12 protein-coding genes are annotated in these 12,368 nt (G+C 56.9%); 3 read left to right on the forward strand and 9 right to left on the reverse strand.

Annotated features, from left to right (window positions below; translation table 11 throughout):
• Nucleotides 1–761, reverse strand: a 761-nt coding sequence (locus B2W52_RS07815) for an acyl-CoA dehydrogenase family protein (protein ID WP_286802330.1), incomplete at its 3' end; no start/stop codon positions are given.
• Nucleotides 762–914: 153 nt separating this feature from the next.
• Between B2W52_RS07815 and B2W52_RS07820 the strand changes: the two genes are divergently transcribed.
• Nucleotides 915–1,808: a LysR family transcriptional regulator gene (locus B2W52_RS07820; RefSeq protein ID WP_286802333.1), complete on the forward strand. Its 894-nt coding sequence runs from the start codon at nt 915–917 to the stop codon at nt 1,806–1,808.
• A gap of 3 nt (nt 1,809–1,811) precedes the next feature.
• Here B2W52_RS07820 and B2W52_RS07825 read toward each other — a convergent pair whose 3' ends face one another.
• Together B2W52_RS07825 and B2W52_RS07830 are read right to left on the reverse strand one after the other, a co-directional pair.
• The gene (locus B2W52_RS07825) at nt 1,812–2,168 is read right to left on the reverse strand and encodes a hypothetical protein (protein WP_254775357.1); all 357 of its coding nucleotides are present in this window, start codon (nt 2,166–2,168) and stop codon (nt 1,812–1,814) included.
• A gap of 29 nt (nt 2,169–2,197) precedes the next feature.
• Nucleotides 2,198–2,968, reverse strand: a complete 771-nt coding sequence (locus B2W52_RS07830) for an EAL domain-containing protein (protein WP_286802338.1) — start codon at nt 2,966–2,968, stop codon at nt 2,198–2,200.
• Nucleotides 2,969–3,161: 193 nt separating this feature from the next.
• Here B2W52_RS07830 and B2W52_RS07835 point away from each other — a divergent pair, with 193 nt between their 5' ends.
• Nucleotides 3,162–4,316, forward strand: a complete 1,155-nt coding sequence (locus B2W52_RS07835; protein WP_053114650.1) for an isocitrate/isopropylmalate dehydrogenase family protein — start codon at nt 3,162–3,164, stop codon at nt 4,314–4,316.
• Nucleotides 4,317–4,323: 7 nt separating this feature from the next.
• Here B2W52_RS07835 and B2W52_RS07840 read toward each other — a convergent pair whose 3' ends face one another.
• Genes B2W52_RS07840 through B2W52_RS07850 form a run of 3 tightly spaced genes read right to left on the reverse strand, consistent with a single transcriptional unit; the run spans nt 4,324 to nt 6,316 of the window.
• Nucleotides 4,324–4,896, reverse strand: a complete 573-nt coding sequence (locus B2W52_RS07840; protein WP_053114649.1) for a YceB family lipoprotein — start codon at nt 4,894–4,896, stop codon at nt 4,324–4,326.
• Entirely contained in the window at nt 4,889–5,080 is a 192-nt protein-coding gene (locus tag B2W52_RS07845) for a CPXCG motif-containing cysteine-rich protein (protein WP_008176119.1), read from the reverse strand. Before B2W52_RS07845 ends, B2W52_RS07840 begins: the two co-directional genes overlap by 8 nt.
• 9 nt (nt 5,081–5,089) lie before the next feature.
• Nucleotides 5,090–6,316: a pyridoxal phosphate-dependent aminotransferase gene (locus tag B2W52_RS07850; protein WP_008176120.1), complete on the reverse strand. Its 1,227-nt coding sequence runs from the start codon at nt 6,314–6,316 to the stop codon at nt 5,090–5,092.
• 239 nt (nt 6,317–6,555) lie between these two features.
• Here B2W52_RS07850 and B2W52_RS07855 point away from each other — a divergent pair, with 239 nt between their 5' ends.
• Nucleotides 6,556–7,539, forward strand: a complete 984-nt coding sequence (locus B2W52_RS07855; protein WP_169702130.1) for a D-2-hydroxyacid dehydrogenase — start codon at nt 6,556–6,558, stop codon at nt 7,537–7,539.
• Nucleotides 7,540–7,614: 75 nt separating this feature from the next.
• Here the strand turns inward: B2W52_RS07855 and B2W52_RS07860 are convergent, their stop codons facing one another.
• The 3 genes from B2W52_RS07860 to B2W52_RS07870 form a co-directional block, all read right to left on the reverse strand.
• Nucleotides 7,615–8,280, reverse strand: coding sequence for a response regulator transcription factor (locus B2W52_RS07860; protein ID WP_008176124.1), 666 nt, complete (start codon nt 8,278–8,280; stop codon nt 7,615–7,617).
• Nucleotides 8,281–8,324: 44 nt separating this feature from the next.
• Nucleotides 8,325–10,274 (reverse strand): acetate--CoA ligase, encoded by a 1,950-nt coding sequence (gene acs, locus B2W52_RS07865; RefSeq protein WP_053114647.1) that lies wholly within the window; start codon nt 10,272–10,274, stop codon nt 8,325–8,327.
• A 306-nt stretch (nt 10,275–10,580) separates the two neighbouring features.
• Nucleotides 10,581–12,116: a fatty acyl-CoA reductase gene (locus B2W52_RS07870; protein WP_092030262.1), complete on the reverse strand. Its 1,536-nt coding sequence runs from the start codon at nt 12,114–12,116 to the stop codon at nt 10,581–10,583.
• Nucleotides 12,117–12,368: the final 252 nt, after the last annotated feature.

The raw sequence follows: 12,368 nt of genomic DNA on the forward strand, positions 1-12,368 counted from the left end.
CCCTGGGCGATCTCGAACCCGCGGCCCGGACCGGCAATGAAAGCGCTCTTGGGCAACCGGACGTTGTCGAACAGAACCTCGCCGTGGCCATAAGGCTCGTCGTATTCACCGAATACCGGCAGCATACGCTCGATCTTGACGCCAGGCGTGTCCAGCGGCACCAGCACCATGGAATGACGGCGATGCTTGTGCGCATCCGGATCCGTCAGACCCATGAAGATGGCAACCTTACAGTCGGGATGCCCGATACCGGTGCTCCACCACTTGCGACCGTTCAGAACCACTTCGTCGCCTTCAACAACGGCCGTTGCCTCCATATTGGTGGCATCGGAAGAGGCAACCGCCGGCTCAGTCATACAGAAGGCGGAGCGGATCTCGCCGCTCAGCAGACGCGGTAACCACTCGGCTTTTTGCTCTTCAGAGCCATAGTGGATCAATACTTCCATATTGCCGGTGTCTGGCGCGTTGCAGTTAAAAATCTCCGGGGCAATGAAGCTACGGCCGGTTTCCTCGGCAATCAGGGCGTAGTCGGAGTTCAACAGGCCACAGCCGTATTTTTCGTCCGGGAAAAACATGTTCCAGAGGCCCTGGGCTTTGGCTTTTTCCTTTAGCTCCCGGATGATCGGCAGCACAACCCAGCGGTTATCCAGAGAGGCAAGCTCCTTGTGGTACTGCTCTTCAATGGGAAAAATCTCATCCTTCATGAACTGCTTCACGCGGTTGAGATAATCCTGGCCTTTCTCGGAAATATTGAAATCCATCGCCGTCTCCTCGCTAACGGTTGCACGGTGGCGTGCACGGAATCATCACGTTGAGACCAGTCTAGGGATGACTTAACTATTACGCGACTGAATTATTCTTATCGTTTATTATTAACCAAACTTATTCAAATTCTCCAGAAACGGATACCGCTCATGGCCCTCAACCGCCTGGACCTGAACCTGTTGCACGTGTTCGACACCATCTACCGGGAGGGAAGCCTGACTCGTGCAGCCAGGTCACTGCATCTCACTCAGCCGGCTGTCAGTCATTCCCTGTCGAGGCTAAGGGACCATTTTGACGACCCCCTGTTTACCCGTCAGGGCAACCAGATGGTGCCAACACCACTGGCCCGGCGGTTCCTTGAGTCCATGCGGCCGGGCCTCACCCAGATCCAGGGCGCGGTAAACCAGTTTCATGCCTTTGATCCGGCCACCCAGCGTAAAACCTATTCGCTCGGGCTACGTGACATTCTGGAATCGACCTTCCTGCCCCGCCTGATGACGCGCCTGGACGCCTATCCGGAACTGGAAATTGTCAGCCAGAGGATCGCGAGGCGCGACATGGAGACGCAACTGGCGGCCGGCAAACTGGATTTTGCCGTGGATGTGCTGTTGCCCGTGAGTAACCAGACGTCCCACGAACTGCTGAGGCGCGACCGCCTGGTGGTTCTGGCCCGGGAGGGGCACCCGCTGGCAACAGAGTCGCTGGATATGGAGGGGTACCTGTCCGCAAAACACGTGCTGGTATCCTCGCGGACCGAAGGACCCGGGATCGAGGACTTTGAACTATCGCGACTGGGGGTACAACGGAGTATCCGCTTGAGGTGTCAGCACTACTATGCCGCCTGCAGAGTGGTGGAAGAGACCGATCTGCTGCTGACCATGCCGGAAGCCTACGCCAGAATTATCGCCGAGCGGGCCAACATCCGGATTATGGATCCGCCGGCGGACCTGCCGTCTATCGACGTACACCTGTATTGGCACAAGGCTTACGAGCGGGAGCCGGCGCTGATCTGGTTCCGGGAGCAGTTGAAGGCAATCAGTTGAGCCTCAGTAGGCGCCAACTACCATCAGGAAACCGAAGAATCCGATAGCCGTGATCCCCAGGGACGCCATTACGATGCCGAGGCCCCACCAGACGGCGGCACCATCGGATATCTCCACATCGTGGCCCCTCAGGGTTCGGTAGAACGCCCAGGGGCCCAGGACAAATGCACCAACCACCGCGAATACCAGTCCGACGCTGATACCGGCAAAGGTCCAGGTGGCCAGAACCATGGCCCGGTCTTTGACCTGGTCGGTGACACCGTGGTGCTCAAGAAATTTCTTGCAGAAAAACCAGATCAGGGCGAACAGGATGATGACAAAAACCAGTCCGCCGACAAGGGTGATCATTCGGTATAGCAAGGTGTCGTTCCTGTCAGTTTAGAGGCCCGTCAGGCCGGAAACACGGGCTCCGGGAGGCACTCGAACCCCGGTTTGGCGAATAGATAGCCCTGGTAGAGATTGATCCCCTGGGAGCGCAACCAGAAGTATTCTTCCTTGGTTTCGACGCCCTCAGCAATGATCTGGCCGCCAAGCTGAGTCATCATGGTAATGATGCCTGCAACAACGGCCTGCTTGTTCGGCTGCCGATCAATATCACGGATCAATGCCATATCCAGCTTCAACAGATCGGGCGGACTGGCCATCATGACATTGTACCGTGAGAAACCGGCCCCGAAATCATCAATGGCTGTGCTGAAACCCATCTCCTGATAAGCCTCGATAATCGACACGAGGTGGTCGACAGATGTGGAGGTCAGCTGTTCGTCCTCAGTAAGCTCGAAAATGATTTTCCGGGTATCAAAATTGTAGGTCTTGGCAGCCGCCAGGGTCGTGCGAATACAGTACTCGGCCCGGTACACCGCGTTGGGCATAAAATTAATGCTGAGCATCGGCTCCATGTTCAGCCTGGCGGCAAGCTTGACCGCCTTGACCCGACAAACCTGATCGAAGGCGTAGCGATTCTGTTCGGTTACCTTCGAGAGGACACTCATCGCCCCCTGACCCTCGGTGCCTCGCACCAGCGCCTCGTAGGCGTAAACAGATTTGTTGAGAACGTCATCAATGGGCTGGAACGCGAAGGTAAAGGAAAAATCCAACCCCTCTCCACATGCACATTGCTCGCAATGAGACTCGTCAAACAGTACGGCGGGTTGGTTCACTTCAACTCCTGAATTCACTTCTGGCGGTTTTGCTATGTTTATATGGCGTATTTTTCACCCAATATAGCCGCGATCCCCTCCCCGGTAAAACCACTTTCTGGTTAAAGCGTGTCAAACGGTGGCATCCCCTGCCTACATGACTAAACTGGGGTTTGTCGTTTATACGTGTCTGTCCACAAAAGGAGTTTCCCTAATGGCCCAAACTACCCGCATCGCTGTAACCCCGGGCGACGGCATAGGTCCTGAAGTGGTGGCCGAGGCTGTGCGCTGCCTCGAGACCCTGCGCGCCAAACACGGCCTGGACCTTGAGTGGACTCGATTCCCCTGGCCATCCCACGCCTGGCACGAGGAGCATGGCGAATCCATGCCCGCGGATGCCTTGGCGCAGTTACAGAAGTACGATGCCATCCTTCTGGGTGCCCTTGGCGATCCGGGCCCTATGGACGATCCGGACCGATACCTGCTTCCAGACAGCATCTCACTGGCGCCACTGCTGGACATGCGCAAAGGGTTCGACCAGTGGGTCTGCGAACGTCCGGCCCGGCTTCTGCCCGGTGCCCGCCAGTACCTGGCCGATGAGCGCGCCAAGGACATCGACATGCTGGTGATTCGGGAAAACTCCGAGGGTGAGTACGTCAGCCAGGGTGGACGTCTGCGCAAGGGCACGCCGGATGAAGTGGCCACCCAGATGGAGGTGTTCACACGCAAGGCAACCGACCGGATCATCCGCTATGGGTTTGAACAGGCCCGAAACCGCGCCGCAGACCGAGTTTCGGAGGGTCGCACACGGACATTCAGGACCCTGGATGGCAGAACCTGTGAAAGCCAGGTGTGCCTGGTCACCAAGCGCAATGCCTTGCGCTACTGGGGCGACATGTACACCGAAGCGTTCGAGGAGATAAGCAAGGACTACCCGGACGTGGCCACGCATCATGAGCTGGTGGACGCGGCCTGCATGAAGTTCGTGCAAAGCCCCTGGGCCTTTGACGTGGTCGTCGCGAGCAACCTCCAGGGGGACATTCTTACCGACCTAGCTGCGGTTCTGTCAGGTGGCATGGGCGTGGCACCCTCCTGCAACCTGAACCCGACGGATCCGGATATGCCTTCTATGTTCGAACCTACCCATGGCAGCGCACCGGATATTGCCGGCCAGGGCCTGGCTGACCCCACCGCCATGCTCTTTACCGCCGCCCGCATGCTCGAGTGGCTGGGCCGCAAGGACCCTGCCATTGCCGCAGCTGGCAAGGAGCTGTTCGATGCAGTGGCTGCAGACCTTGCCGAAAACTCGGGCAGCCGACGAGGCACCCACGAGATCGGCTCTGCAATCTGCGAGCGGCTGTCCCGATAGATCAGGGTTACTGGTCGGCCATGACAAATTCGAGCCGGCCAGGCGCTACCCGCACATCTACCGGCATCATACCGAACATACGCTGGGCGAAGTCGGTTTCGTCCAGTCGGTACACCGGCATGGTCTCCAGCATCTGGGCAACCAGCCGCATGACCGTATCGGTTACAGGCTTCAAATCCCCTTTGAAGAACGGAGAGTCAATACTGCTTTCAAGAAGCTGCAACCGCCGTATGAAGATGGCTTTCTCGGTGCTGTCGTAAACCGGCGCCCCTTCGACCTTCAAGGCAATGTCCACGGGCAGCTTCGTCATCAGCGCATTCAGTGCCACCTGACCTCTCACATCGATCACCGCCACATCGCGACCATCTGGCCCAAGGGTAATGTCGGCGTCGTCGAGACTCAGACTCAATGGCGAACCACTATTCAGCTGGTTGCGGTCGAAGTCGCGAACCACATCCTGAAGGTGCCGTTCCAGCTCGCCTTCGGAGATGGAATAGGGCGACAGACTGGCGCAACCGCTGGCGAGCACCAGCAGCAGGGCCAGAAGCGCACGGAGGGCGTAAATCGGCGTTCTATTCATTTTCGGCCCGGGCCTCGACATGAGGCGTAAGAGTGTCGTCAAAAACCACGTGTATCAAGATGGGTCTGCAGCAGACCTGGCAATCCTCGACATACTCCTGTTCCGGTACCGACGGGTCGACGCTGACATCCAGCGTCTCCCAGCAGTACGGGCACTGAATCAGTACCGAATCCAGGGCGGACATGGCATCACCTCAGAACTGTTGCTTGGCCATCCAGGGGATGACGCGATCGAACGCCTCTTCCAGCTTCTCGCAGGTCGTGGAGAAACTGATCCGAACGGCGTTGGTGCATCCCTCGCCAAAGGCGTCACCGGGCACCATGCAGACGCCGGTTTCCTTCAGCATTCGCAAGGCCAGATCAGAGCCATCGACATGAGGTGGAAGGTCAGGGAAAGCAAAGAAGGCACCGCCAGGCTTGTAACCGGTCATGTAGGGGGTCTGATCGACCAGCTCGACCACCTTGTCCCGGCGCTCACGGTAGATATCTACCATATCGCGAACGCACTGCTGGTCACCGGTCAGTGCTGCGACGCCGGCAAACTGGGACGGCGTGTTAGCCACGGAGGTGGTGAACATGTGGAAGCGACGCAGAGACTTGATGGCCGCCTGACTGGCAATCACCCAGCCAACCCGCAGACCCGCCATGCTGTAGGTTTTTGAAAAACTGCTGATGCACATGATGTTGTCCAGATCCATCGAGCAGTTCAGCACGCTGGCGAAGTCTTCGTCATCAAAGATCAGGTGGTCGTAGACTTCATCGGCATACACCTGAATTCCCCGATAGGCACATTCCTCCAGGATGGTCTCCACGGTGCTACGCGGGTAAACCGCTCCGGTCGGGTTGTTGGGGTTGTTCAGGATCAGCGCATAAGTCCTGGGCCCCATGGCCTTGATGACCTCATCCGGATCCAACTGGTGGTTATTCTCTGCCCGGGTCTGCACAAACTTTACTTCACCACCGTTCATGCGAATCAGGGGCGCATAAAGCAAAAACGACGGGTCCGTCACGATAAACTGCCGCCCGGGCGCAGAGGTGGCTGAAATAGCCAGGTACATGGCTTCTGTAGCGCCACTGGTGATCAGGATATTGTCCCGGGTCAGTTTCCGGTTGTAGCGCTTGCCGTAGTAGTCGCGCAGGGCAACCAGCAATTCAGGCAGGCCGGCATCCATGGTATAGCCGGTCTGCCCCGCGTTGAGCGCATCGATGTAGGCATCGATGACGTGCTTTGGGGTCGGCAGATCAGGCTGACCGATGGAAAGATGAATAACATCCTTCATGGTGGCCGCCATATTCACCATGCGACGGATACCCGGCACCGGGATCGCCTGCATGGCAGGGTTCCAACTGGCCTTGGTTTTCCGGTACTTCACTCTACGCGGTTTTTCCTGACCAGTTTCTTTGTTGGCGGCTTCTGCCATAAACACCTCCTGCAAACGGGGCAAATAAGATCTACCCCTGCAGGTTAGTCAGTATGGATGGCCTCTACAAGACAAAAAATCATATAGATGATGTACGTGAAAGTACCGCCATCAACGCTGTGAGTGGAAATTCCGATGCCTCGCAAGTTGACCCGACAGAGCCTGCCGACCAGACTGTTATTACCCCTCGGGGCAACGACCAGTTCAACGAAGTCATTCATCAAAAAGGCGGAGGCTCAATGACTCAGCACAGCAAACCTGTTGTTACCGTTCTCACCGCGCCGGGAGAGCAGGAACCGCCGGGAATGGACGCAGTCAGGGCCCGCGCCGATGTGCGCTTTGCCTGTGACGAGCCAACCCTTCGCGACACCCTGCCGGGCACCGATATCATGATGGTGACGGACTTTCGCACGGAGGCCCTCGCGGCCGCCTGGCACACCGCAGACAAGCTCCAATGGATCCACGCCACCAGTGCCGGCGTCGATGCCCTGATGTTCCCGGATCTGATCAGGGGCGATGTAACCGTCACCAACGCGCGGGGCATTTTCGACCGTACCATTGCCGAATACGTGCTGTGCACCATCCTAATGTTCGCCAAGGATTTCCCGAATTCCATCCGGCTGCAAATGAAGCACCAGTGGAAACATCGGGACACAGAGCGGGCAGAGGGCAAGCAGGTTCTGGTTGTTGGCGCAGGCTCGATCGGCCGGCAGATCGGCCGCCTGGTCGGCGCTGCCGGTTTAAAAGCACACGGCATCGCCCGCAAGCCCAGGAAGGAGGACCCCGATTTTGTGGCGGTACACGGCAATGACGATCTTTACGAGCAGCTCGGGCATGCGGACTTTGTAGTGATTGCGGCGCCACTAACACCCCAGACCGAAGGCCTGTTTGACGAAAAAGCCTTCAAGGCCATGAAAAATTCCGCCCGTCTGATCAACATTGGACGTGGCCCGATCGTCAAAACCGATGACCTGATCACGGCCCTCGAAAATGGCGAAATTGCCGGCGCAGGACTCGATGTCTTCGAAGAGGAACCGCTGGCGGAAGATCATCCGCTCTGGGACATGGAGAATGTCACCATGACCGCCCATATGGCCGGCGACTTCATCGGCTGGAAACGTGCACTGACGGATCAGTTCCTGGAGAACTTCGACCGCTGGCACAAGGGTGACGAGCTGTTCAATTTGGTCGACAAGGAATTGGGTTACGCTGGCAGCAAATAACCGTGCCCGGCACTCATCCAAAAACAAAACGGGAGCCAAAAGGCTCCCGTTTTATATTCGAACCATCAAAACCAATCAGCTACCAGACAAGGACTGATCCGATGGATCAATCTCCATCTGCTGGATCGCAATCACCGCCTGAGTGCGGTTCCGCACCCCAAGCTTCCGGAACACCGCCGTGATATGGGCCTTGATGGTGGCTTCCGACACATCCAGATCATAGGCGATCTGTTTGTTCAGAAGCCCCTCGGCCAGCATACCCAGCACCCGGAACTGTTGAGGCGTCAGCGATGCCAGCTTCTCGGAAAAGTCGGTGGCATCTGAATGCATTCGCTCGATCTTGTCGGCCACTCCCTGCGGCAACCAGACGTCGCCTTCCAAAACCGCCTGAATCGCCTCGGTAATGGTTGGCAGCGGCGCCGACTTCGGTATGAAACCGGAAGCACCGTAGTCAATCGAGCGACGCATTACCTGCAATTCCTCGGATCCTGACACAACCACCACCGGCAGCCCCGGGTACTGGCCTCGCATGAAGACGAGCCCCGAGAAGCCGTGGGCACCCGGCATATTGAGATCCAGCAGAACCAGATCCGCATCCGGGTGCGACTCTACCGCCGCCTGCAGTGCCTTGATGCTGTCGACTTCCACCGTCTCGGCATCGGGCACCGCCTGACTGACCGCCTGCTTCAATGCTGCGCGAAACAGCGGGTGATCATCAGCGACGATAATTGTTTGTGCCATTCAACAGATTCCTTACAGGTACATGGCCTGGTAACACACAGGCGTTACTGGTTCGCACGACCGCTGATCAGGTCATCGACTACACCCGGATCTGCCAGCGTAGAGGTATCACCCAACTGGTCGTGCTCGTTAGCGGCAATCTTACGCAAAATACGCCGCATAATCTTGCCAGAACGCGTTTTAGGCAGTCCAGGTGCCCACTGGATCACATCTGGAGAGGCGATGGGGCCAATCTCCTTGCGCACCCACTGGACAAGCTCTTTCTTCAACTCGTCAGAAGGTTCCTGTCCATGTACCAGTGTTACATAGACATAGATGCCCTGACCCTTGATGTCATGCGGATAGCCAACAACGGCAGCTTCTGCGACCTTCTCGTGGGAAACCAGGGCGCTTTCGACTTCGGCGGTACCCAGACGGTGACCTGACACGTTCAGAACATCGTCGACACGACCTGTGATCCAGTAGTACCCGTCTTCATCGCGACGGGCGCCGTCACCGGTAAAGTACATGCCCTTGTAAGTGCTGAAATAGGTCTGAGCGAAACGCTCGTGATCCCCATAGATCGTCCGCATCTGGCCCGGCCAGCTGTCCAGGATGACGAGGTTACCCTCGGTCTTGCCCTCAAGGATGTTGCCGTCATTGTCTACCAGTGCCGGCTGAACACCGAAGAACGGCACCGTGGCTGAGCCGGGTTTCAGATCAATCGCGCCCGGCAGCGGGGAAATCAGGATGCCACCGGTTTCAGTCTGCCACCAGGTATCCACGATGGGGCACTTGCTGTTGCCGATAACCCGGTGGTACCACTCCCAGGCTTCGGGGTTGATCGGCTCGCCCACGGAGCCCAGCAGTTTCAGGCTTTCACGGGTAGTGCCGTTCATGCAGGACTCGCCTTCCGCCATCAGGGCACGAATTGCGGTCGGAGCGGTGTACAGGATGTTGACCTTGTGCTTGTCGACAACCTGCCCCATACGAGAACTGTCCGGATAGTTGGGCACACCCTCGAACAGAACGGTGATGGCACCGTTAGCCAGCGGGCCGTACAGGATATAGCTGTGGCCTGTGACCCAGCCGAAATCGGCAGTACACCAGTACACGTCGCCTTCATGATAATCGAACACGTACTCGTGGGTCATGGAGGCATAGACCATGTAGCCACCGGTGGTATGCAGAACGCCCTTGGGCGCACCAGTGGAACCCGAGGTATACAGCATGAACAGCGGATCTTCGGCGTTCATCGGCTCTGGCTGGCAGTCGGCAGAGGCGGACTTCATCAGGTCTTCGTAACGCTCGTCGCGGGCGTCATTCCAGGGCACTTCGGAATTGCCGGTCCGGGTAACAACCACCACCTTCTCGACATTGGCGGCATCTTCATTCTTCAGGGCCGCGTCCACGTTCTTCTTCAGCGGAATCTTGCGGCCGCCACGAACGCCTTCGTCAGCGGTGACTACGAAGCGGGATTTGCCGTTCACAATCCGGGCACCAAGCGCTTCCGGAGAAAAACCGCCGAACACCACGGAGTGAATCGCGCCGATACGTGCGCAGGCCAGCATGGCGACGGCTGTCTCAACAATCATCGGCATGTAAATGGTGACAACATCACCCTTCTTCACGCCCAGACCTTTAAGGACGTTGGCGAACTTGCTGGTTTCCTCGTGCAGTTCGCGATAGGTCACGTTGCGTGAATCGGCGGGATCATCGCCTTCAAAGATGATGGCTGTCTGGTCGCCGCGCTTTTCCAAATGACGGTCCAGGCAGTTGGCTGAGGCATTCAACTGGCCATCTTCGAACCATTTGATGGACAGATTGTTGTAATCGTAGGTCGTGTTTTTCACCTTGGTGTAAGGCTTGATCCACTCAAGGCGCTTGCCGTGCTCACCCCAGAAGGTATCCGGGTCTTCGACTGACTGACGATACATTTCTTCATACTGTTCCCGGTTCAGAAGGGCCTGTTTGGCCACTTCCGGGCTTACCGGATATACCTGTTTACCAGTCATTGTGCTCCCCCTTTAGTCAGAGTCTGTTGTCATTGTCGGTTTTGGAATTCAGACGTTGAGGCCTCTCCGGCCCTTTAGACGGATAGTGGTAGTTCACCATGCTAGCCACTACACAATGAATTAGACTAACGTCCTAATCCGCCTGAACTTTTAGCCCAAAAAGGTCGGTAACCCGCAAGAAAACAACGGTAAATTGCGCCGAACGAGAAGCTTTTTAAAGGATAGTTGGATTGGAGCCGATGGCAAACCCGGGAAGGAAACGACCACGCATAAAAAAGCCCGGTCGTTGCGACCGGGCTCCTGGGTTCACGCTGCCTTTTTTCGGGCCTTGGCAGAGCGCAGGCTGTAAACCTTGCGCTCCTTGAGGGCGTATCGGTTCAGGCCTGCCAGGTGGATCTTGCGCAGATAGACCGACCAGTCAATCTGGCGGGCATCTACCGGGAACAGCACCTTGTCCAGCTCACCCATCCTCGATGCCAGGGCCAGCAGATCATCATTCCTGAAGATATAGTCTGGCGCGGTGTAGAAACCGAAAATGGTCGCCAGCGAGCGTGTCGTGTCCAGATTCCGGAGCACTTTCAACTCGCGATTCTGGCCCAGCATGCGCAGAACCTTCCCGGTAATGCTCAGTGGAATGCGCACCCCACCTACGACGGCATCGAAAAGTCTGCGATTGACTGCAATGAAGGGTTTGGTCGGCTGTCGGTAGAACAGCTGATCGTATTCGGCGAAGTTGGCTTTGGATTCCGCCATAAGGTGGTCAATAAACTGCCCAAGGGAAACCGGGTTGGAGCTGCCACTGCAACACTGGTAAATCCGGTGACGTGGCGAATCAGCAACGGCTTCAGCCGCCGCCAGGATGATGGCATTGGCCACCAGATCCACGGGAATAACATCGATGACCCCAGCGCGTTTGCCAGGGAAGAGCGTAACCTTCTCGCGGGCATACGCAAGGATAATGGCATCCGCCACCTTCACGCCTTCAATCCAGCCTGGCGCGGGTTCCTCGAGTGCACTTTCAATAATGGATGGGCGCACAATGGTCAGTGCCCGCCCGGACAGGGCCTTGAGCAGGAGTTGCTCACCGAGCCACTTGGTAAAGGTATAGGTATCACTCCAGCCATAATGGTTGGCTTCACGGATGCCAAGGTCCACCAGCTTCTTTTCCAGTGCCTTGCCGGAGTATCGGGAACGCACGTCCGCTATCTTGTCCTCCAGCAGCCGGACAAGTTCTTCGATCTCATAGTAACCTTCAGTGCTCCGGGGTATGGCCTCACCTGCCGGCTTGATCACGGTCTCCGTGATCTGTCCGGAATTCATGCCGTTTACATAGCAGGTGGAAACCTGCAGCACCGCCAGCGACTTGTTCTGTCGCGCAAGCTCGGCCACGTTGTCGAGGCAACGGGTATTGATGGCAAGCGCTTTATCGAGCTCTTCCCGGAAGTTCACACTGGCTGCGGAGTTGACAACCACATCGATGCCGCCAGCCAGCTTTCGGAAACGGTCAGCGGACAGACCAAACAAAGGCTCGGTCACTTCCCCGGTTACGCAATGCACACGATCTTCAATAAAAGTTTCGAAAGCCTCGTTGTCGTCCTGGCGAAGACGATCGAAGACTGACGACGTGGCGATCTCCTCAAAAAAACGATCCCGCGCATCGGGGTGACGTTTGTTTCCACGGATCAGCAGATGAATGCCGCCTATGTCCGGAACGGCGCGAATGAGCTTTTCCAGAACCACCTTGCCGAGAAAGCCCGTGGTGCCGGTAATCAGAACGTGCTTGCCCCGGAGCCGCTCAAGTACTTTTGATGACGCCTCGGGATTCAGCTGCTGTGTTGCCATGGGAGAACTCCTTCTCATTTCAATTCGTTGTCGCCGCATACCCGCCAACCAGAGGAAAGTTTGCGAATCAGATTCGACAGATGTGCTGCATATTGCGGGCCACGATTCAGATTTGTGCTCAATCCTTGCACAACTTTGGTGACAGAGCGGTGACACACAGCAAACTTACGCTACAAAAAGTGTAAAAAAAATGACGGAAAAGAAGGTAGGTTTTTCTGCCTATCAGGAGCTGCTTTGGTCATTGCCGGAGAG

Origin of the sequence: Marinobacter sp. UBA2498 (assembly GCF_002341575.1) — a bacterium.
GTDB classification, from domain to species: Bacteria; Pseudomonadota; Gammaproteobacteria; order Pseudomonadales; family Oleiphilaceae; genus Marinobacter; species Marinobacter manganoxydans.